The 22,424-nt window shown below is 48.4% G+C and carries 19 protein-coding genes and 1 pseudogene; 11 read left to right on the top strand and 9 right to left on the bottom strand.

Annotated features, from left to right (window positions below):
- Positions 1–74 precede the first annotated feature (74 nt).
- From BWK47_RS11630 to BWK47_RS11595, 8 genes are all read right to left on the bottom strand, one after another.
- Complete coding sequence (locus BWK47_RS11630; protein WP_162329687.1) at positions 75–779, bottom strand: MgtC/SapB family protein; 705 nt, start codon at positions 777–779, stop codon at positions 75–77.
- Between the two features lie 95 nt (positions 780–874).
- Entirely contained in the window at positions 875–1,402 is a 528-nt protein-coding gene (locus BWK47_RS11625; RefSeq protein ID WP_010873421.1) for a DUF4330 domain-containing protein, read from the bottom strand.
- Between the two features lie 541 nt (positions 1,403–1,943).
- Positions 1,944–2,285 carry a ribulose bisphosphate carboxylase small subunit gene (locus tag BWK47_RS11620; protein ID WP_010873420.1) on the bottom strand — a complete coding sequence of 114 codons (342 nt, stop codon included), beginning with the start codon at positions 2,283–2,285 and terminating at the stop codon, positions 1,944–1,946.
- Between the two features lie 32 nt (positions 2,286–2,317).
- Positions 2,318–2,728, bottom strand: a complete 411-nt coding sequence (locus BWK47_RS11615; RefSeq protein WP_237269624.1) for a chaperonin family protein RbcX — start codon at positions 2,726–2,728, stop codon at positions 2,318–2,320.
- A 207-nt stretch (positions 2,729–2,935) separates the two neighbouring features.
- Positions 2,936–4,348 carry a form I ribulose bisphosphate carboxylase large subunit gene (locus tag BWK47_RS11610; protein ID WP_010873418.1) on the bottom strand — a complete coding sequence of 471 codons (1,413 nt, stop codon included), beginning with the start codon at positions 4,346–4,348 and terminating at the stop codon, positions 2,936–2,938.
- A gap of 277 nt (positions 4,349–4,625) precedes the next feature.
- Complete coding sequence (gene ctpA, locus BWK47_RS11605) at positions 4,626–5,909, bottom strand: carboxyl-terminal processing protease CtpA (RefSeq protein ID WP_162328756.1); 1,284 nt, start codon at positions 5,907–5,909, stop codon at positions 4,626–4,628.
- Between the two features lie 71 nt (positions 5,910–5,980).
- The gene (locus BWK47_RS11600) at positions 5,981–6,742 is read right to left on the bottom strand and encodes a nucleotidyltransferase family protein (RefSeq protein WP_162328755.1); all 762 of its coding nucleotides are present in this window, start codon (positions 6,740–6,742) and stop codon (positions 5,981–5,983) included.
- A gap of 171 nt (positions 6,743–6,913) precedes the next feature.
- Positions 6,914–7,567: an L-threonylcarbamoyladenylate synthase gene (locus BWK47_RS11595; RefSeq protein ID WP_162328754.1), complete on the bottom strand. Its 654-nt coding sequence runs from the start codon at positions 7,565–7,567 to the stop codon at positions 6,914–6,916.
- Positions 7,568–7,965: 398 nt separating this feature from the next.
- Between BWK47_RS11595 and mltA the strand changes: the two genes are divergently transcribed.
- The 6 genes from mltA (at position 7,966) to sbcD (ending at position 17,700) form a co-directional block, all read left to right on the top strand.
- The gene (gene mltA, locus BWK47_RS11590) at positions 7,966–9,117 is read left to right on the top strand and encodes a murein transglycosylase A (protein WP_162328753.1); all 1,152 of its coding nucleotides are present in this window, start codon (positions 7,966–7,968) and stop codon (positions 9,115–9,117) included.
- Between the two features lie 389 nt (positions 9,118–9,506).
- A complete protein-coding gene (hemL, locus tag BWK47_RS11585; protein WP_162328752.1) occupies positions 9,507–10,808 on the top strand; it encodes a glutamate-1-semialdehyde 2,1-aminomutase in 1,302 nt (433 codons plus the stop codon).
- A 283-nt stretch (positions 10,809–11,091) separates the two neighbouring features.
- The gene (gene fba / locus BWK47_RS11580; protein ID WP_010873412.1) at positions 11,092–12,171 is read left to right on the top strand and encodes a class II fructose-bisphosphate aldolase; all 1,080 of its coding nucleotides are present in this window, start codon (positions 11,092–11,094) and stop codon (positions 12,169–12,171) included.
- Between the two features lie 164 nt (positions 12,172–12,335).
- On the top strand, positions 12,336–13,517 hold the full coding sequence (gene dxr, locus BWK47_RS11575) for a 1-deoxy-D-xylulose-5-phosphate reductoisomerase (protein WP_162329686.1): 1,182 nt from the start codon (positions 12,336–12,338) through the stop codon (positions 13,515–13,517).
- A gap of 386 nt (positions 13,518–13,903) precedes the next feature.
- A complete protein-coding gene (locus BWK47_RS11570; protein WP_010873410.1) occupies positions 13,904–16,369 on the top strand; it encodes an ATP-dependent Clp protease ATP-binding subunit in 2,466 nt (821 codons plus the stop codon).
- A gap of 80 nt (positions 16,370–16,449) precedes the next feature.
- Positions 16,450–17,700, top strand: coding sequence for an exonuclease subunit SbcD (gene sbcD, locus BWK47_RS11565; protein ID WP_162328751.1), 1,251 nt, complete (start codon positions 16,450–16,452; stop codon positions 17,698–17,700).
- Positions 17,701–17,766: 66 nt separating this feature from the next.
- On the opposite strand, the gene BWK47_RS11560 is transcribed toward sbcD, so the two are convergent.
- On the bottom strand, positions 17,767–18,249 hold the full coding sequence (locus BWK47_RS11560) for a flavin reductase family protein (protein WP_010873408.1): 483 nt from the start codon (positions 18,247–18,249) through the stop codon (positions 17,767–17,769).
- 222 nt (positions 18,250–18,471) lie between these two features.
- Between BWK47_RS11560 and BWK47_RS11555 the strand changes: the two genes are divergently transcribed.
- The 5 genes and pseudogenes from BWK47_RS11555 to BWK47_RS11540 all read left to right on the top strand — a co-directional run bounded on the left by BWK47_RS11555 (position 18,472) and on the right by BWK47_RS11540 (position 22,416).
- Positions 18,472–19,221 carry a DUF1190 domain-containing protein gene (locus BWK47_RS11555; RefSeq protein WP_162328750.1) on the top strand — a complete coding sequence of 250 codons (750 nt, stop codon included), beginning with the start codon at positions 18,472–18,474 and terminating at the stop codon, positions 19,219–19,221.
- Complete coding sequence (locus tag BWK47_RS11550) at positions 19,221–20,564, top strand: glutathionylspermidine synthase family protein (RefSeq protein ID WP_162328749.1); 1,344 nt, start codon at positions 19,221–19,223, stop codon at positions 20,562–20,564. The genes BWK47_RS11555 and BWK47_RS11550 overlap by 1 nt, the downstream gene beginning before the upstream one ends.
- A 32-nt stretch (positions 20,565–20,596) precedes the next feature.
- Positions 20,597–21,418 (top strand): hypothetical protein, encoded by an 822-nt coding sequence (locus tag BWK47_RS11545; protein WP_162328748.1) that lies wholly within the window; start codon positions 20,597–20,599, stop codon positions 21,416–21,418.
- A gap of 49 nt (positions 21,419–21,467) precedes the next feature.
- Positions 21,468–21,610: pseudogene (locus BWK47_RS17135) on the top strand (transcriptional regulator NrdR); the annotation flags it as partial.
- A gap of 107 nt (positions 21,611–21,717) precedes the next feature.
- Positions 21,718–22,416, top strand: coding sequence for a hypothetical protein (locus BWK47_RS11540; protein WP_162328747.1), 699 nt, complete (start codon positions 21,718–21,720; stop codon positions 22,414–22,416).
- The last annotated feature ends 8 nt before the right edge of the window (positions 22,417–22,424 follow it).

Here is a 22,424-nt window from a genome sequence, read left to right as displayed (position 1 = left end):
ATTTTGTTATTAGGATTTGTTGAGGATAAATTTATGGCTTAGGAGAAAATTTATCAAGCAAAAATAATTTATATTTAACCCGATTCTTGTTCTAGTACTTGCCAGCTGACAGATTTAACTGAGGGATTTAAACTCAGTTTACTAATTACCGCTTCTAGAAATTTATCCTTGCGGGCTGTGCAAATTATTGCCGCTTCCACTTCAACAAAATGGTTAAACTCATCTAAATCATGGCTCCGCAAAGACCGTAATTTAATATTCTTTATTTCCGCTAAGGAATCAAGCAAAATGCGTCGCACATTCGCCTCCTCATCCCCCCGACATACCAAGTGACAAAGATAATGGCACTCCAATTCAGTGCTATGCATGGGTTGGTGGTTAATAAACGTGCTCAGAGGCCGCAGGGCGATGTTGGCGACCAAAACCATCATCGAGCCAAGCACAGCCTCAGAAAACAGCCCTTGACCACAGAGGGTGCCCACCGCCGCTGAACACCAGAGGGTCGCCGCCGTATTTAGCCCCTTAACAGTTAAGCCTTCCTTGAGAATTACTCCCCCCGCCAGAAAACCAATGCCGGAGACAATTTGGGCAGGAATTCGGGTGGGACTGCTGTCATGATTGGTGAGGACAGAAACAATCACAAACAATGCAGCTCCAATGGCCACCAAGGCATTAGTACGCAAGCCCGCCATCCGTTGGCGCCACTGCCGTTCAATGCCCAGGGTCGATCCCAGTACAAAAGCAACAGTGAGCCGGAGAAGACTCTCGTTCCATTCCATTACCTTTTCCAAATCTGTCAGCCTTACCCAGGGTACAGCAAAACTTTGGGCAGCCAACAGCAAGCCTCGGGGGCCGGACTAATCTAATACTTTGGTCACTTTGGTTGATTGATGCCCACCACACTGGCATTGAAGTTATAGTTTTTGCCTTCTAATTCTAAAACCGTGCCAATTTTCACCTTTTGTCCCCCTAAAACCATGCCGGTGGAGGTGAAATCCCCCCTACCTTTGAGGGTCAGGAGCATATCCCGGCTGTAATTAGACTCTGGCCGAGGATCCGGCAGAGATTTGACGGAACCATCAGGCTGGGGCACTGCTAAATTGCGAGGGAGTTCCTGTACATTCACTACCTCCACCTGGCCAGCCGGTTGATTGCGAATAATGATGTTGGTTTTTTCGGCTTTAAACTCATCCAGCACCACCTGGGGATCTAATACGTTTAATCCCCGGACAATGGTCGTCAATTCAATGGAAGCGGCGTTGGCTTGGGCAAGAATGCTTTTGCCAGAACTGCCCGGCAGAACGAAAATTCCCACAGCTACCATGAGGATGATCAAGGCGGCCCCCAGATCCAACAGGCTGACTATGCCGAAAATTCTGCCACGGGAATCGATGAGCTTCATGGGAAAATCAGAAGGATTACTAAAAGCTTTACAAAAAAATTAGGACTTTGATCAAAATCGTTGTAATTTTACCATGGGGGATGGCAAGTAAGTTTAACCATGGTTTTCCGGAATACTCCCCTGGGAAATTATTCGGTTAGGTTTATTATTAGATTACTTCTTGAGGGTAATTTCTAACAAAAACTCGGGAGCAAAGTCAGCGCCACTGGGTCATTCTCTGGTTCGGCTAGTAAAAAAACTGTTGAAATAAATTTTTATCTTTACAAAGGCTCAAAATTTTCTCCATTAAACCCTTATTTTCAATCGACAATGCCTTCTAAAACATTAGTAGAACTTAGCTTTAATTGACAATTGACAATTCCCCACTTAGATAAAAAATCCGGTCAGGATGCGGTCAATATTATACAAAAACTGTCCAAAGAACAGGGCCGTATTGTGTTGCTGATTACCTATAGTCACTGTGAAAAAGCAACAAAAAACCCGCCGGAGCGGGCTAACATTGAATTGAAGTCAGTTTTTTAGTAATTGCCAAAACTGTAACTTAGTAACGGCCTTGATTTTGGTTGGGTTTGTGGACAATAAAGCTTACAGTCTGGCACTGTTTGATATTGTCGAAACCAATCACCCGAATGTAGCAGTTGGGATTCTCAGAACGACATTCCCGTACTTCGGCTAGAACTTCGTTGGCAGTGGCACCACCAAAGAAGGGCAGTTTCCACATGGTCCAGAAGTGGGTTTCGGGTTGGGGGTCTTCTTCAAATTCCACGCCGGGAATAAAGCCCTGGTCTAACAGAAACTCAACCTGTTTAGCAATCTGTTGATCGGTTAAAGGGGGCAGGTAAGAAAGGGTTTCGTAGCGGCGCTCTTTGGGTAAAGTTTTCATCGATTTAAAAGTTTTCCTTGCTGATGACTACGTTAGGATGGGGGAGAATCGTTGTTGTTTGATTCTCCGTTGGAGGTTTCCGAAGGGAAATTATCGACTTCGGCTACGGTACGGGTCAGACGTTCAAGCAAATGGCGGCGGTGGGCGATGTTAGATTCCGCTAAGCTATTCCGGGTCATACCGGGCAAAAAATCTAACACTGATTCGGCGATGTCTTCCCTTACCGCCAGGATCCTGAGTACCAGTTCTTTATTTTCATCCAGGAGTTCCGTCAAAAACGTTTCTCCATTTTGAATACTGTGACTGGCTAAATACTGGTTTAACCAAATGGCCTTGGGAGGGTTGGTTTCACCGAGTTCACTCTGGATCCTGAGAACGGCTTGGTAGGTGAGGTAACTTTGCAGTACTTTCACCGTTGCCTGAGCTATGTGCTTAGTTTGCATGAACACTCTACCCGGTAATTGGTAAATTGCTGTCGAAGTTGAACATCAGTCAGCAGTGGGTTTTGGCTGATTAACAATTTTCTGACAATTGCCAATGACTAACTGTTAGTTAAGCCGCTGTTAATGGCTAATTAGTTAGCAGACTCAACCCTGAAGAACTGTTCATCCTTAACGGACGAGTACAACTCCGACAACCCAAGCACCGGTTTAGAGGGTATCCATGGCCTCGAACTCAAACTTGATCTCTTTCCAGAGTTCGCAGGCGGCGGCCAACTCAGGGGACCAACGACAGGCTTCCCGGATAACGTCATTACCTTCCCGAGCCAGGTTACGACCTTCGTTCCGAGCTTGAACACAAGCTTCCAAAGCCACACGGTTAGCGGTTGCACCGGGAGCATTACCCCAGGGGTGACCCAAAGTACCACCACCAAACTGTAAGCAGGAATCATCACCGAAGATTTCCACCAACGCGGGCATGTGCCATACGTGGATACCACCGGAAGCTACGGGCATGGTGCCAGGCATGGAGGCATAGTCTTGGGTGAAGAAAATACCCCGGGAGCGGTCTTCCTCAACGTAATCTTCGCGCATGAGGTCAACGAAGCCCATGGTGATGCCCCGTTCCCCTTCCAATTTACCAACCACGGTACCGGAGTGGAGGTGGTCACCGCCGGACAGACGCAGACACTTGGCCAAAACCCGGAAGTGGATCCCGTGGTTTTTCTGACGGTCAACTACGGCGTGCATTGCCCGGTGAATATGGAGCAAAATGCCGTTGTCCCGACACCAACGAGCGAGGGTGGTGTTGGCAGTGAAACCACCGGTGAAGAAGTCATGCATGATGATGGGGGTGCCAATTTCCTTGGCAAACTCGGCCCGTTTCATCATTTCTTCGCAGGTACCAGCGGTAACGTTCAGGTAGTGACCTTTCATTTCGTTGGTCTCAGCCTGGGCTTTTTCGATCGCCTCTTGAACGAAGAGGAAACGATCGCGCCAACGCATGAAGGGCTGGGAGTTGATGTTTTCGTCGTCTTTGGTGAAGTCCAAACCACCCCGGAGACATTCGTAAACAGCCCGACCGTAGTTCTTGGCGGACAGACCAAGTTTGGGTTTGATGGTACAACCAAGCAGAGGACGACCGTATTTGTTTAATTTGTCCCGCTCAACGGTAATACCGTGGGGAGGGCCTTGGAAGGTTTTAATTAAAGCAACGGGAAAACGAATATCTTCTAAACGGAGGGCCCGCAGGGCTTTAAAACCAAATACGTTACCGACCAAAGAGGTTAAAACGTTGGTGACGGAACCTTCTTCAAATAAATCTAGAGGATAGGCAATAAAAGCAAAATATTGGTTATCTTCGTTGGGAACAGCTTCCAGGTCATAGCAACGACCTTTGTAGCGGTCCAAGTCAGTTAGGTTGTCAGTCCAAACGGTGGTCCAGGTACCGGTGGAAGACTCAGCGGCCACCGCAGCAGCGGCTTCTTCAGCAGGTACACCCGGTTGGGGGGTCATACGGAAGCAGGCGAGCAGGTCGGTATCCTTGGGGGTGTAGTCGGGGGTATAGTAGGTCAGGCGATAATCTTGTACGCCCGCCTTAAACCCTGCTTTGGCTTGTACCATCTAGGTCAGTCCTCCATAAACATTGAATAGCCTAGCTTTCTCCCACGGGCGAAATTTGGCAATATAAAGCCTACCGTCGCCCCAGAGACAGTTATTATTTACAGTTATTTGGTTGCGAGAAAAATCTGCGATAACCCAGCAACTATCTGTTTTCTGAAGGTAATCTTATCACGCAGGGGATGCCTTTACTTATGGCAATGCTCTCCATTGACTGTTTTTTAAATTACAATTTTTGGACTTTCTGATTAGAATTCCTGATGTTTTGTCCAAATGGTGATTAGTTGGACTTGTGAGCCGTTGCCATGGCGGGGATTGAAGAAGATTTATGGGCGATCGCCACTCCTCCGGTGAGCAAATCCAGGGCGGCTTGGTATTGTAAATCGGCGGGGGAAGTAATTTCGGCAAAGCTAATCAGGGGTTGCTCCACCACTTCATCGGGCATAATGCCCAGTTTATGGATGTCGTGATGTTGGGGGGTTTCGTATTTGGCCACCGTGACGGCAATGCCGGCTCCATCGGATAGTTCAAACAAGGATTGAATCAAACCCTTACCAAAGGTTTTTTCCCCTACTAGAGTGGCCCGGTGATTATCCTGCAAAGCGCCGGCTAAAATTTCGCTGGCACTGGCAGTACCCTGGTTGACCAACACCACCAAAGGGCGATCGGTCGCCGCTTCTCCATTAGCAGTGAAACTTTCCTGGGTGCCTTGGCGATTAACGGTGTAGACAATGGTGCTTTCCGGTAACCACAACCGAGCAATGTCAATACCAGCCTGGAGTAAGCCACCGGGGTTGTTACGCAAATCCAAGATATAACCGTCGGCCCCCTGTTCCTCAAGTTGATGCAGAGCGTGGGCTACTTCTTTATAGGCATTGGCACTAAATTGACTGAGGCGAATGTAACCCACCGATTGACCTAGGCGGGAATCGTCCAATTGGGCCGCCACCGGACTGAGGGAAATTAACTGCCGAGTCAGGGTAAATTCTTGGGGTACTTCGGTGCCCGCTGACAGAATTTCCAGGGAAACTTTGGTGTTTTTTGGGCCCCGCATTCTGGCCGCTGCTTCGTCTAAGCTCAGGGTTTGGGTATCTACACCGTCGATCGCCAAAATTTGGTCATGGGGTTGCAGCCCGGCCTCCTCCGCAGGGGAACCGGCCAGGGGGGCCATAATTTCTAACTGGTTGGTTTCAGGGTTGATGTTGATTTGCAGACCTACCCCCGATAGCTCACCAGTGGTGGTCACCTGGAGATTGCCGTACTGTTCCGGACGCAGTAAGCGGGTAAAGGGTTCATCCAGGGTAGCGAGCATTTCTTCGATCGCCGTGTAGGTTTCTTCCCGGTTCCGGAGGGGACGTTTAACGTACTTCTCCCGCAACAGCCACCAATTTTGATGGTTAAAGGTTTCATCGAGATAGGATTGGTTGACCAAACGCCAGGATTGCAACAGTAGCTTTTGTTCCTCGGTGAAAGCGAAGGCCGACGGTGTATTGCCCAGATAAATCAGGGTCCCCATCAGCAAAGAAAAAGCTAAAGCCCAAAACCGCCTTGTCCGTTTACCCATCGTGACGCTCGCCCCCGCAAACCAAAATTTACAAAACTTAGTTAATTTCTCAGTTAGCTTCTCATTTTAAGCTATTTGTCTAGGTCTTGAATTCGGTTCAACGTACCGAGGGATTGGATAAATTCCCCCGCCTGGGCTAATGTTTCCGGGGTGCCAATATCTAAAAAGGGAGCTTCCACAGCATGGACTTTGATTTTGGCTCCCTGGGCCAACAATGTGGGGAACACATCATACTCAAAACTTAAGGGTCTGTGGGCGGGAAACCGGGCCAACAGGCGATCGCCAAGGAGATAAACCCCACTATTAATCACGCCGGCTCCGGCTTGTTTTTCGGCAAACTGTTCCAACTCTCCCCTGTCATTAATCTTTAGGGAGCCGAAACGGGATGCATCGGGCACATGAACGCCCAAAATTACCCCATCAACGCTGTCATCCTCTAACTCCGCCAACAGAACTCGATAATCCGTCACAATTAACGAGTCGCCGTTAAGCACGAGCCAAGCCGGTGTTAGTTCTCTAAAACCATGGTGATTAACCGCATTGACAAATCCCCCCGCTGTTCCCAACGGTTCCGTTTCCGCCACACAGGCGATTGCCATGTCAACAATATCGGCATCTTGAGCATAGGCCGCCACTTTTTCTGCCAGATAACCCGTAGAAAGGAGCGATCGCCGAAAACCCTGCTGTTGTAGATAGCGCAATTGCCAATCTAAAAAAGGTTGGCCGGCCACGGGAGCTAAGGGTTTAGGCAAATCTGGTAACTGTTGCTTAATGCGGGTGCCAAAGCCCCCAGCCAAAATGACCACGGTAACGTCTGCGGGGGAAAGAGCCATAGAGTTGAAAAAGTAGAAACTAGGGAAATTGAAGCAAAATAGCCAAACCAGATTGTCTATTCAATTCCTTGTAAGCTCAACAATTTTATCCAAACTAGGTTTGTGAAATGCTCCCCAACAATTTCTGACCCATTCACCGAACTTCAGACAAAACAACAGCGTAAAGGAAAATTATTTCATCAGATGGGAAGGCAAAATGATTTCGGGTATCAGGGGGCGCAGGTCGTCAAAGGAAATGGGACCAAAATTCATAATGGTGGGCAACGGCAAAGTACAGTCAATCAATGTTCCCCGGCGGGCGTAACGGCATCGACCACCATCGCCAATTAAAGGCACCTGCCCTTCAAAATAACGACTAGCCGCCTCAAAACTAGTCACCGGTTCTCCCCCTATCTTGGCCGTGGCACAAACCAAGGGAAAAGGCATTGCTCCCACTAAATCGAAAACAAAAGCATCGGGACAGGCAATAAAAATATTCCGAAAGCCCTGGGTAATACCTGGGTCTAATTTGGGCAGGGCTTCCACAATGAGGGTTATGGGCAAAGGAAAAAGACCCATCAATTTTTTAGCGGCGGGGGGAATTTTTGCCACATCCATGGCCCGATCGCCACGGGTGAGAATGCCCAGGGGTTGGTCTTTGTCAAATTGCTTAAAGGCTCGCAACTGGGATACGGCCCTGGGACTAGCGCCATTGACCACTAGCACATAGGTAGTGGCTAAACCTAATAAAACCATTGCTTCCTGCTCCAAGACGGATCGAATGGCAGGAATTGCTCCGGAGTTTAGTTTAATAATTTTTGTTGCAGTTTTATCTAGTATAACCATTGAGTTTTCCCTTGAAACTTCCTCTAGATTAACAGAGATTTTCAACTAGCCCCATTGAAGCTCTGGGTATAAAAACGTTTCTAAATGGTTAGTTTTTTACAAAATCTAGGCAGGGAGCAAGACTTGGGGGAATTTTTAAAATAGTTTTAAATGCTATTACATAAACTTATCATTCTTGATTTATGGGCAGTTTGTCTCAGTAAAAATACTCAGACATACCCATTGAGACCGCTCAATTTTTTCTTCTTAAAATTAATAAATAAAAGTCTCTAACGATGCTATTTGCCTAAAGATGACCATGGGCTAGCCAGCGGACTGGTAGTCTCCCATCCCCTATTTCCGGCGGAGCAGGTAAACTTAACTTTCGTCAGCGGTAGGTAATTTCAACAAAGCAATAAATGATTAAGCAATTTTTCCCGTTATTGGCTTTACTGTTGGTTTTTGGCTTCCATGACAGTGGTCTTAGGGCCCAGTCGCGACCATTAATGCCATTAACGGGGGCAAATCTAACGCCAACGGTGGGTTTTGATGAACAGTTGTGGGGGAACCATTGCTCAGCGGGAGATAAACAATCTTTGCTCCGGGCGATCGACCATAGCTTGACCTATTTAAAAACTGCTAGCGCCGCCCGAGCTTATCAGAATTACCCTGTACCGGGGGTGACCAGAGAGCGGGTAACCCGTTCCCTCCAGCGATTTAAAACTTTGTTGCAACAGTCTCCCAGTCCCGAATCTCTCCAGACCGCTGTTGCCAGGGAATTTCAGTTTTATCGGGCGATCGGTAATGATGGCCAGGGTACAGTCCATTTCACTGGTTATTTTGAACCAGTTTATACCGCCAGTCGTCAACGCACTGCCGAATATCGTTATCCCATTTATGGTTTGCCCAATAATTTTTCTCGTTGGTCTAAGCCCCACCCCACTAGGGCTGACTTGGAAGGTATGGATGGTTTAGGCAAATCAAGTCAGTTACAGGGACGGGAAATTGCTTGGTTCCGTAATCGTCTAGATGCCTATCTAATCCAGGTGCAGGGTTCTGCCAAAATCAACTGGGTGGGGGGAGGCCAAAGTTCCGTGGCCTTTGCTGGAGCGACGGATTATCCCTACGTAAGTTTAGGGAAGGAAACCATCCAAGAGGGAATTTTTCAGCCTGGGGAGGTTACTTTGCCCAAGTTAATCGACTATTTTGAGCAAAATCCCAGCGAACTAAGTCGTTTTATCCCCCGCAATAATCGTCTAATTTTCTTTAAGGAAACCTCCGCCAGCACCCCCGCCAAGGGCAGTATTGGGGTGCCAGTTACTGCCGAGCGTTCCATTGCCACCGATAAATCCCTTATGCCTCCAGGGGCGATCGCCGTTTTAGCGGCTCCCATTCCCGATTGTCGGGGTCAAAAAGTCAACGTTAGTCGTTTTGTGGTGGATCAGGATACCGGCAGTGCCATCAAAGGCCCCGGTCGGGTGGATATTTTCATGGGCACTGGCCAAGCCCCTGGCGATCGGGCCGGTTTAATGAGTGACGACGGCCAAATTTATTACCTGCTTCTACGCTAGCGATTTTTCCCTGTTTCCCGGTACAGAAAATCTGAAAATTCCCCCGCGCCTCAGAACCTGTTTGGAAAGTTTTACTCCGCCCCCTAAATTGAACCACTAAAGCGATCGTAATACTGGAGGACTTTCACTCAGTTTCTCCCCAAATTTGGGGGGTCAGGGGGGCTTTTAAAATGGGCTCTCAGAGTCTTGGCTCAAACAAATAAAGGTTAACAGCTATAAATTGCCCAAACTCTCACCAAGGACTCCAGGTTCCCAGCTAGTGTGTCAGAAGTTTGTTCAATGGGGCACCAAAATTCTGTAGAGTGGAGTTGTCCCCGTCTGTTTTTTTGATGCGGGCACAGGTTCAATAAATTCTCATAGCCAGTCTTTACACCCAAAGGAGACGCGAATTGGTTAACGCAACCCCTTTTATTACCACTAAATCAGAAGAGATTTTTGCCGCCGCTCAACATTTAATGCCCGGTGGTGTCAGTTCCCCGGTAAGAGCTTTCAAGTCCGTCGGCGGCCAGCCCATTGTTTTTGACCGAGTAGAAGGGGCTCAGATTTGGGACGTAGATGGTAATCAATACATTGACTATGTGGGCACCTGGGGGCCGGCCATTTGTGGCCACGCTCACCCCGATGTAATCAGCGCCCTCAAACAAGCTTTGGATAAAGGCACCAGTTTTGGTGCTCCCTGTGCCCAGGAAAACGTACTGGCGGAAATGGTCATTGATGCTGTGCCTAGCATTGAAATGGTACGGTTTGTCAACTCCGGTACCGAAGCCTGTATGTCCGTTTTGCGCTTGATGCGGGCCTTCACTGGACGGGAAAAAATCATTAAATTTGAGGGTTGTTACCACGGCCACGCCGATATGTTCCTGGTCAAAGCTGGTTCTGGAGTGGCGACCCTCGGTTTACCGGATTCCCCTGGGGTGCCCAGTAACACAACTAAAGCAACATTGACTGCTCCTTATAACGATCTAGAGGCCGTTAAAGCTCTGTTCGTGGAAAATCCTGACAGCATTGCCGGGGTAATTCTCGAGCCAGTGGTGGGTAATGCCGGTTTTATCCTCCCCGATGCGGGCTTTTTGGAAGGTTTACGGGAACTGACCAAGGAGTATGGTGCTCTGTTGGTTTTTGATGAGGTGATGACAGGTTTTCGGGTTTCCTACGGTGGTGCCCAAGCCCGGTTTGGCATTACTCCCGATTTGACTACCCTCGGTAAGGTGATCGGTGGTGGTTTACCAGTAGGAGCCTATGGTGGTCGGGAAGAAATTATGGCCATGGTGGCTCCAGCCGGCCCCATGTATCAAGCGGGTACCCTGTCCGGCAACCCGTTGGCCATGACGGCTGGCATTAAAACCCTGGAAATTCTGCAAAAGCCAGGATCCTACGAATATTTGGATAAGATCACCAAACGGCTAGTGGATGGTTTACTAGCTGCAGCTCAGGATGCGGGCCATGAAGTTTGTGGCGGTTCCATCAGTGCCATGTTTGGAATTTTCTTTGCTCCTGGCCCTGTCAGAAACTATGAAGATGCTAAGTTGGCCGACACCAATAAATTTGCCCGTTTCCATCGGGGGATGTTGGAAAGGGGTATTTATCTAGCTCCTTCCCAGTACGAAGCAGGTTTCCCTTCCCTAGCCCACACGGAAGAACAGATCGTTCAGACCATTGCCGTCGCTAAGGAAGTATTTGCTACTCTCTGAACTGTTTGATCCCCGATCGCCTATTGCCGGGGGGAAGAGATATAAAACCCCAACTTGATTACCCAAAACCTTCCCCCATCCTGGACTTGGTTAACTCAGCCATAGACTAGGGTGGGGGTAAAAATACGGGTCGAATTTAATGCCCTAGCACAAATTCCTTGGGGCAGGACAAAAAAGATCGTTAAAAATTGTCAAGGCGCAGAAACTAGCCTAAGATGAGACCCATATAAAGAATTGTCTTGCGACCCAAATACCCATTAGGCAATAGAACTTAGGAGGATTTATGGCTCTTGTACCAATGAGACTGCTGTTAGACCATGCGGCGGAAAATGGTTATGGCATTCCCGCTTTCAACGTCAACAACATGGAGCAGATCATTTCGATCATGCAGGCCGCTGATGAAACCGACAGCCCTGTAATTTTGCAAGCTTCCCGTGGTGCCCGGAGCTACGCTGGGGAAAATTTTCTGCGCCATTTGGTCTTAGGTGCGGTCGAAACCTATCCTCACATTCCCATTGCCATGCACCAAGACCACGGCAATAGCCCCGCCACTTGCTATTCCGCCATCCGCAACGGTTTCACCAGTGTGATGATGGACGGTTCCTTGGAAGCTGACGCCAAGACCCCCGCTAGCTTTGAGTACAACGTTAATGTAACCGCTGAAGTAGTTAAAGTAGCCCACTCCGTTGGGGCCAGTGTAGAAGGGGAATTGGGTTGCTTAGGTTCCTTGGAAACTGGTCAAGGGGAAGCTGAAGACGGCCACGGTTTTGAAGGGAAGTTAGACCACTCCCAACTGTTGACCGATCCCGAAGAAGCAGTGGAATTCGTCAACAAAACCCAGGTGGATGCCCTCGCTGTGGCGATCGGTACCAGCCATGGTGCTTACAAATTCACCCGCAAACCCACCGGCGAAGTTTTGGCCATCAGCCGCATTGAAGAAATTCACCGCCTGTTACCCAACACCCATTTGGTAATGCACGGTTCTTCCTCCGTTCCTCAGGAATGGATCGACATGATCAACGAATTCGGTGGTGCTATCCCCGAAACCTATGGTGTGCCCGTGGAAGAAATTCAAAAAGGCATCAAGAGTGGTGTACGTAAAGTAAACATCGACACCGATAATCGCTTAGCCATCACCGCCGCTTTCCGGGAAGCCGCTGCTAAGGATCCCAAGAACTTTGATCCCCGTCACTTCCTCAAGCCTTCTATCAAATATATGAAGCAGGTTTGTGCCGATCGCTATCAACAGTTCTGGACCGCTGGCAATGCATCCAAAATCAAGCAATTGACCTTGGATGACTACGCCGCTAAATATGCCAAAGGTGAATTAACCGCCACCTCCCGCACCTCCGTTGCTGTGTAGATTGAAGTTAATTTTTCGTTTCTAAGTTTTGCCTTAGTAAAAACAAGAGAATAAATAACTTTGCTCCTCCTTGGTTCAATCCTGGGGGAGTTTTTTCTTCTCAGATGGGCGGCAACCCCGTAAGATTGGGAAGATTAGTTTTAGCTTAAGCAACGGCGGTAATGGTGAAACGCATTTCTATCCTCGGCTCCACCGGTTCCATTGGTACCCAAACTCTGGACATTGTTACCCATCATCCTGATGCTTTTCAGGTGGTCGGTTTAGCGGCTGGGGGAAATGTTGCATTACTAGCCCAACAGGTGGCGGAGTTTCGCCCAGAGATTGTTGCGATTCGTCAGGCAGAAAAGTTAGAGGACCTAAAAGCGGCAGTGGCCGAACTAACTGATTACCAACCCATGTACGTGGTGGGGGAAGAAGGGGTGGTGGAAGTGGCCCGTTACGGTGATGCAGAAAGTGTGGTTACGGGCATTGTCGGTTGTGCGGGATTGTTACCCACCATGGCGGCGATCGCCGCAGGTAAAGATATTGCTTTGGCCAATAAGGAAACGTTGATTGCCGGGGCTCCGGTGGTGTTACCCCTGGTGGAAAAAATGGGGGTGAAGTTATTACCGGCGGACTCGGAACATTCAGCCATTTTTCAATGTTTACAAGGGGTTCCCGAAGGAGGATTGCGGCGGATTATTCTCACCGCTTCCGGGGGGGCATTTCGGGACATGCCGGTGGAGCGTTTACCCCTGGTAACTGTGCAGGATGCCCTCAAGCATCCCAATTGGACCATGGGACAAAAAATCACCATTGATTCCGCTACGTTGATGAATAAGGGTTTGGAAGTGATTGAAGCCCATTACCTATTTGGCTTGGACTATGATCATATAGATATTGTTATTCATCCCCAAAGCATTATTCACTCTCTCATTGAGGTGCAAGACACCTCTGTTTTAGCCCAATTGGGCTGGCCCGATATGCGTCTGCCGTTGCTCTATGCCCTATCCTGGCCAGAAAGAATTTACACCGACTGGGAACCACTGGATTTAGTTAAGGCTGGTAGCCTAAGTTTTCGGGAGCCGGACCACGATAAATACCCCTGTATGCAATTGGCCTATGCAGCCGGGCGGGCCGGGGGAGCCATGCCAGCGGTGCTAAATGCAGCCAATGAACAGGCGGTGGCTTTATTCTTACAAGAAAAAATTAGCTTTTTGGATATTCCCCGCTTAATTGAAAAGGCTTGTGATCTTTACACGGGTCAAAACACTTCTAGCCCTGATCTAGAAACAATTTTAGCGGCGGATCAATGGGCCCGGCAAACTGTGTTGGAAAATAGCGCCTGTGTGGCTACTCGGCCATAAAGTCTAGTTGGCTTCAACTTTGACCGGAATTATTTACCTAGGGATGGTGGGGGATTCTGGTCAGTTTTAGTGGGCCATCGCGGCGATCGCCAGAATATTTTCGATAATTTCACTAAGAATATTTTCGATAATTTCACTAAATCTAACTAGTCGAAACGGGGATCTCCCATTGCCCTATGTCCACTGATTCTGTTAATTGTCGGGGTCAAAAACGGAGAATCTGGGCACAGGATTATGGCGGTTGAGGTGAGGAAAACCCCACAGACGCAGTTCACCATTCCACCGCTAAACCTACACCCACGGCTGTACCCAGGGCAACAGCACAATAAAAGCGCTATGTTAGAATCAGCAATACACAGGGCACGCTGAGGTGATGGATTTAGATTATGTTTGAACGCTTTACAGAAAAAGCCATTAAAGTAATCATGCTTGCTCAGGAGGAAGCTCGTCGCCTCGGACATAACTTCGTTGGCACGGAACAAATTCTGCTCGGCTTGATTGGCGAAGGGACTGGCGTCGCCGCCAAGGTTCTCAAATCCATGGGGGTTAATCTCAAAGATGCCCGCATTGAAGTAGAAAAAATTATCGGGCGGGGATCGGGCTTTGTGGCCGTGGAAATCCCCTTTACTCCCCGGGCCAAGCGAGTGCTGGAACTTTCCCTTGAGGAGGCTCGGCAACTGGGTCACAATTACATTGGCACCGAACACCTGCTGTTGGGTCTGATTCGAGAAGGGGAAGGGGTAGCTGCTCGGGTCCTAGAAAACCTTGGGGTTGATCTGTCCAAAGTCCGCACCCAGGTGATCCGTATGTTGGGAGAAACGGCCGAAGTAGCTGCCGGTGGTGGCAGTGGTGGTCGCACCAAAACCCCCACCTTAGATGAGTTTGGCTCTAACCTCACCCAGATGGCCGCCGAAGGGAAGTTAGACCCGGTGGTAGGTCGCCAAAAAGAAATTGAGAGGGTGATTCAGATCCTCGGCCGCCGCACCAAAAATAACCCTGTTCTGATTGGGGAACCGGGGGTTGGTAAAACGGCGATCGCCGAAGGTTTGGCCCAGCGCATTGCCAACAAAGATATTCCCGACATCCTCGAAGAAAAACGGGTCGTCACCCTGGACATCGGTCTATTGGTGGCCGGCACTAAATACCGGGGGGAATTTGAAGAACGGCTGAAAAAAATCATGGATGAAATCCGCCAAGCCGGTAACATCATCCTGGTGATTGACGAAGTCCACACCCTAATCGGAGCCGGAGCCGCCGAGGGGGCGATCGACGCTGCCAATATTCTCAAGCCCGCCCTAGCCCGGGGAGAATTGCAATGTATTGGTGCCACCACCCTGGATGAGTACCGCAAGCACATTGAACGGGATGCAGCCCTGGAACGGCGTTTCCAACCGGTGATGGTGGGGGAACCCTCCGTGGAAGAAACCATCGAGATTCTTTACGGTCTGCGGGAACGCTACGAACAGCACCACAAACTGAAAATTTTGGACGAAGCCCTGGAAGCCGCGGCCAAACTTTCCGACCGTTACATCTCCGACCGCTTCCTGCCCGATAAGGCGATCGATCTAATTGACGAAGCTGGTTCCCGGGTGCGGTTAATTAATTCCCAATTGCCCCCCGCCGCCAAGGAGTTGGACAAGGAATTGCGACAGATTCTTAAAGAAAAAGATGATGCTGTCCGCAACCAGGACTTCGAGCAAGCCGGGGAACTCAAGGACCGGGAAGACGAAATTAAAAAACAAATCCGGGCGATCGCCTCTTCCAAAAAAGCAGAAGGGGATAACGGCGAACCGGAAGTAACCTCCGAAGAAATTGCCCACATTGTTGCCTCCTGGACAGGGGTGCCGGTGAACAAGCTAACGGAATCCGAGTCAGAAAAATTGTTGCATATGGAAGATACCCTCCATCAACGGTTAATTGGCCAGGAAGATGCGGTTAAGGCTGTTTCCCGCGCTATCCGTCGGGCCAGGGTCGGCCTGAAAAATCCCAACCGTCCCATTGCGAGCTTTATTTTCTCCGGTCCCACTGGGGTAGGTAAAACTGAGTTGACCAAAGCTCTGGCGGCTTACTTCTTCGGTTCCGAGGAAGCCATGATCCGTCTGGATATGTCGGAATTTATGGAACGACACACCGTTTCCAAATTAATTGGTTCCCCTCCGGGTTATGTGGGCTACAACGAAGGCGGTCAGTTGACGGAAGCAGTACGTCGCCGTCCCTACACGGTGGTGCTGTTCGACGAAATTGAAAAAGCCCACCCCGACATCTTCAATATGCTTCTGCAAATTTTGGAAGATGGTCGCCTCACCGATGCCAAGGGTCGCACAGTGGATTTCAAAAATACCCTGTTGATCATGACCTCCAACATTGGTTCCAAGGTAATTGAAAAAGGTGGCGGTGGTTTGGGCTTTGACTTTGCCGATGACCAAGCGGAGTCTCAGTACAATCGCATTCGTTCCTTGGTGAATGAAGAGTTGAAAAACTACTTCCGCCCTGAGTTCCTGAATCGTTTGGATGAAATTATCGTCTTCCGCCAATTGAACAAGGAGGAAGTCAAAGAGATTTCGGAAATTCTGCTGCGGGATGTGTTTGCCCGGTTGGTGGAAAAAGAAATTTCTCTCCAGGTCACCGACAAGTTCAAGGAGCGCATTGTGGAAGAAGGGTTCAACCCAGCCTACGGTGCCCGTCCCCTCCGTCGGGCCATTATGCGCCTGTTGGAAGACGTGTTAGCCGAAGAAATTCTTTCCGGCCGCCTCAAGGAAGGTAGCCAAGCGCTGGTAGACATTGGTGAAGACAACCAAGTGGTGGTAATCCCCGGTGAAACGAGGGAATTGATTGCCCCCGGCGTGGAATAGTTAGGTCCCCCAGCGGGCCATTACCATAGGATGAAGGGAGGACTAGAGGTCTTCCCTTTTTTTGTTGGAGAGTCATTGCCATGTTAAAAGTCCTGCATCTTTCTGATATTCACCTGGGCAGTGGTTTTTCCCATGGGCACATTAATCCGGCCACGGGGTTAAATACGAGGTTAGAGGATTTCATTCAGAGTTTACGGCTGTGCATTGACCGGGCGATCGCCGAACCCGCCGATGTGGTGTTATTTGGGGGAGATGCTTTCCCCGACGCCACTCCGCCTCCCTATGTGCAGGAAGCCTTTGCCGCCGAATTTCGCCGTTTAGCCGATGCCGATATTCCCACAGTGTTATTGGTGGGCAACCATGACCAACATTCCCAGGGCAGTGGAGGAGCTAGTTTATGTATCTATCGGACCCTGGCTGTGCCCGGTTTCATCGTTGGCGATTGCCTGGCCACCCATTTAATTCCCACCGCCAATGGAGATCTACAAATTGTTACCCTGCCTTGGTTAACCCGTTCGACTCTCCTAACCCGGCCGGAAACAGAGGGGTTATCTTTGGAAGCGATTAATTTGCTATTGCTGAAAAAGTTACAGCCCATTTTGGAAGGGGAAATTCGGAGCTTAGATCCCCAGTTACCTACTATTCTACTGGCCCATTTAATGGCGGATCGGGCCACCTTTGGGGCGGAGAAAACCCTGTCCGTGGGTAAGGGCTTTACCATTCCCCTGGCTTTGATTAATCGGCCGGAATTTGATTACGTTGCCCTGGGCCATGTCCATAAACATCAAAATCTCAATCCCCACAATAATCCCCCCATTGTTTATCCCGGTAGCATTGAGCGGGTGGACTTTGGCGAAGAAAAGGAAGACAAAGGTTATATTTGGCTAGAAATTAGTAAGGAAAGAGTAGATTGGCAATTCTGTCCCCTGCCCGCTCGCCCCTTTAAAACCATTAAAGTAGATGTGACGGAAGCGACGGATCCCCAAGGGGAATTATTAATGGCGATCGCCAAAACAGCCATTGACAATGCCGTGGTGCGACTAATTTACCAAATTCGTTCTGAACAGCTAGAACAAATCGATAACCGCAAATTACAGGAGGCTTTAAAGCCGAGCCATTCCTACACCATCCGCCCAGAACTGGTTAGCCAGTTGGCCCGGCCACGGTTGCCAGAATTGGGAGTAGGTTCCGCCCTTGATCCCCTGGTGGCCCTCAAAACCTATCTGGAAAATAAAAAAGACATTAAAGAGTTAATGCCCGACCTCATGGAAGCAGCCGAGCATTTACTTAATGGCAGTGAAGAACAATGGTTGGAAGCGGTGGGGGATTGACGCAACTTTTACATACTTTTCCCACCACAATCAGAGGACTAGGTTGGCCCGTTAAACCCGTTCCAACTAACCGCCGTAGTTCCAGCCAGTGCTTTCTAGTAATAAGGGATCTCCTTCATTAAAAACCTGGGCTCCAATGACTTCGCCCACAAAAACGGTGTGATCACCGTGGGCCACGGACCCCACCACCCGGCATTCCACATAACCGAGGCAGTCTTTGAGCACAGGACAACCGGTTTCGGGAGCATCGAGCACATCAAAATTTTCAAACTTGTCCCCCACCCGTCGTTGGGGTTTAAAAAATTGCGCCGCCACATCTTTTTGGTCCGCTGCCAGAAAACTAAGGGCAAACTGGCCGCTTTCCTGTAATAACCGATGGGAAATGGAGTCAGTACGCACGCAGTTAACCACCAGGGGCGGCTCAAAGGAACCCTGCATTACCCAACTGGCGGTGAAACCATTGGCTTCTTCTCCGGATTTAACACCACAGACGTAGAGTCCGTGGGGAATTTTACGCAGGAGAGTTTTCTTGGCTTGTTCGTCTAGCACGGTGTTTTCTCAAGATTGAATGACAATTTAGCGGTCCACATTTCCCTAGCTTAACAATCCCTGACCCCTAATCAACCCTATTCAGCACTCGTATTTGCCCCCAATGGGGCTGAAATTGGCTAATTTTCATGATTCTTTCGTAAATAATTTTTACCAATTAGTTTATCCCCGGAAAATCTCAATACAATAACTCCATCATTACTGCCCAACCCGGCGATCGCCATGGAACCAAATCATTTCCCCGGTAACATTTCTCGGCCCATTTATCGTAAACAGGTTAGGCAATATCTAGCGATGGTAGCGGTGTTGGCCATGGTGAGCACCAGTTGTAAAGACAATAACCCTAAAACCAATCAGGGTAGTGGTGGGGGAAGTAACGAAAAAATTGAAGCCCTTTACTACACCAGTGTGGCGGAATGTAAAACGGATATGACCAATCAGGCCAATGAGTATAAAGTCTTGGCGGAAGCCCATAAAGCAGGGAAATTGACCAACGCCCCCACCCCTCCCCCCATTCGCCCGGAGGACTGCGAAGCCCAAATGAAAGCGGCCCAAGCGGAACATCAACGGAATGCCCCGGTTTACAGCAGTCGAGCCGATTGTCAAACCGATGGGGTAATCTGTGAGCCTACTCCCAGTGGCTACCACACCAGCGGTTATCGTCCAATATTTGGTGGGGCTTACTTTTATCCCTACGGCAATAGTTACACCTATATTTATTCCGGCGGCGTCCAACGGCGAGTATTGCAACCATCCATTGTCTATCGGGGGACAAACCCGGATCAGTTGATTACCCCCAATGGCATCTCTGTGCCTCGCACCACCACAGGCAAAGTTTCTACTTCCAAAGCTGTCACTGCCCCCGCTCCCCCTAGGCCATCGGGTACCGCTGCTAAAGGCACTATTTCTGGCCGCAGTAGTAATAAGGGTTTCGGTTCTACTTTTAAAGGCACTGGCCGGGGAGGCAAATAATGCAACCGATAAAAATTAGTCGTCGTCCCCGCTGGCGCCAGCATATCCAGGACAATGCTTACCAAGCGGATGTGCTCAGTGATACAGCTCAAAAATACTGGGTGGAAGCCCTGCCCCAACCCTTTGCCATCCAATTCAGCCCCCAAGAAGAAACGGCGATCGCCATTGCGAGTGAAAAACTTTGGCAAATGTGTGTGGAATTTCTGGACTGGTTTTTCGATGAAGATGATGATTCCGCCGTTGACGCAAGGTTAGCCCAGTTAAAAATTCGCCCTGAATATTGGCCTGCCCTGAAAAATAGTTGGCATCGCACCGACCCGGTGGAAGATTTGAGCTTAGCTACCCGTTTCGATCTAGTAGTCACCGAAGATGGTCAGATTAAATTGATTGAAATTAATGGGGAAACTCCCCTATTGGGAGCGGAAACCGTTTACCAATGGAATTGGTTAGTGGATTACCAGCGCAACCATAATCAAGGGGCCTATGCCTTACCAGCCAATGCCAGTCAGTTTAATGAATATTGGGAAAGAACGGCGGGGCAATGGCGCAGGATTTATGAAGAATATGATTTACTCCGCACCGGCATTTCTTTTTTGGTAGATGAGCAACTGGAAGAAGACAGTGAAATGGCCATGCAATTAATCCAAATTCTCCACGATGAAGTGGATGAAAATGTTTACACCCAATTGGTTTATCTGCGGGGCTTAGAAGATGAACGGGGTCAACTAATGCAGAGAGGATTAGGTTTGGATGAAGATGGTTATTTTATTGACCATGCTAACGAAAGAATTCCAATTTTATGGAAAATGTATGACTGGTCAGATTTGCAAAATGATATGGCCAATGCCGGTTGCACTGAAGCCCTAGCGCAACGCCTAGCCGTGGGAGATGCAAAAGTAATTGAACCTTTATGGAAGCAAATTTTATCTAATAAAGGAGCCATGGTTTTAATTTGGCAACAGTTTAAAGATAGCGAGTATGCTCAATATCTCCTGCCCACCTATTTTGAGAGCGATATTTCCCTGGAAGCAACCCGCCTATTACTAGAAGGTTTACACGTTCGCAAACCCTTGTTGGGTATGGAAGGCATCGGTGTTTCCATTGAGTTAGGGGCTGGGGCAGTGGAAAAACGGCCAACCTATGGCTACGGTGAAGAGGGCTTTATTATCCAGGCATATATCGAATTGCCCCAAGCATTTGATTACCATTACATGGTTGGTAGTTGGGTCATTGATGATGTTGCCGCTGGCATTGTTTTGCGGGGAGATACGGCTCGTATTACAGGCCGTCATTGTTTAATTATTCCCCATATTGTGGCGGAAGATTTTTTATCAATTAGTTAAGCAATGGTTTCTAAAACTTAGAGTGATTGGTCATGGAAATTGCTTGTTTAAAACACAATCCGATAAATAGTAATCAAAAGAATTGTTTAAATAATTGGGACGTAGACGAACTAATCCCCATCGATTACCAAATCCCTACTAAGGTTTTGGATAATGTAGAAAACAATCTAAAGAATGATTTTTGCATTTTACTAAGTCGAGATGTTTATTCCGAAGGTGATGCTAAGTTTTTATACAACTATTTACTCTCCCGTCAACAGGATTTATCCAACAATTTTTTAGCTTTATTACCCCGATGGCTGGGAGATGAGCAAAAACATTATCAAGCTCTGCGGCGAGTTTATCGCTGTTTATCTGGGCTAGATTTTGCCGCTATGGATGAAAATTTTCAGCGGCGATCGCCTAGTTTAGAACCTATTGCCTGCGTCTTACAAGATGAATTCACCATTGTTAGTACCCTAGTGTTTGACGAGTTAGGGTCTATGTTTTCTTACCGTCGGGATTTACGGGAATATTATCAACCTTTTGGCAAAGTATTGAGTCGTGTGGGACAACATTTAGTCCAGGATGAAGGTAGCCATTTTCGCCACTTTTTAAATATTCTCCAACAGAATCATTCTCACCGTTTAAAGGAATTACCGGATTTTTTCCATAGTTTAATCAAATTGGAAAAATCCCTGGGGTATTATTACCACACTTTTTTGTTAGACCATGCCCAAGAAATGCACCGTTTTCCCAGCTATTTTAGTGAGGTTATTGTCCAACTAATTTTGGCTGAATTAAACCTTAGCGATCGCCCTAGCAACACCATTATTAAATCCTTAACCCAATCTTCTTTTTGTTCTAACCCATGACCTATTCCATTTTGCGTAGCCAAATTTGGACAAAAAATCCGCCTTGGCGATGGCGATCGGGCAAATGGTGTTGCAATATCTCCGGGAAGAAAATAGAGTGGCCTATATCCGTATTATGGGCGTTTCCGGAGCATTGCTGATTTTATCAATATCCTAGAACAGTTGCCAAAAGAGCAGAGTCCTAATGAAAAATGTCCAGCTACTGCTCAACCTTGCCACAATCTTCAACTATTTAAGGGGTTAATTGTGGCCGTTTTGTTAGGTCTTAACCCTGTTATCATTTCCCTTCGGAGCCATCCATGGTCAATCTTCTCGTAATTAGTTTACGGATCGCCCCGGCAGCGGAAGCGGCATTTACTGAGTTTTACCACCATCACTACATTCCTAAATTATTAGAAGTTGTTCCTGAAATCACTACCGCCCGTCGCTACGAAGAATATGGAGTGGCCGGCAGTTTGAAGTGGTTCAGCAAACGCTTGCTCACGTTCTACGAATTAGCCCCCAATGTTTCTTTGGAGCAGATTAACTCTGCCCTGTCTCGCCCAGGGCGGGAAGAGGAAACCGCTACATGGCAACATTGGAAAGTTAATGCATTACAAGGTCTAAGCCGGGTAGCTTACCAACAAACCTATGCCCATTCCCGCTGTCCTTGGGATGGCATCTTTGGTAATCGTCCTTTTTTCCAAGTCAGCGTTGAAGTTAAACCGGAGGCGGAACCGGAATTTCGGGCCTGGTACGAAGAAAGCTATTTACCTAAAATTATGGCGGATGTGCCTACCTGGGCCGCTTGCCGTCGTTATACCAGCCTTGATCGGGAGCCTGTAATCTACCACACCATTTATGAAACCGCGAACTTGGCAGACCTAGAAACATCCTTTGCCTCCATGCGGAGTGCCTACCGTTATGGTTCTAATGCCGACTGGGATCGCTGGGTAGGGACCGCCATTACCTATCAAGATGCAGCTAGTTATCGTCCTATTTTTCGCCGGCCAGGTTAAAACGCAAG

This window comes from Synechocystis sp. CACIAM 05 (assembly GCF_010222815.1).
Taxonomy (GTDB): Bacteria; Cyanobacteriota; Cyanobacteriia; order Cyanobacteriales; family Microcystaceae; genus Synechocystis.
Note: the sequence above shows the minus strand (reverse complement) of the source record. Positions and strands in the feature narration are given on the sequence as shown.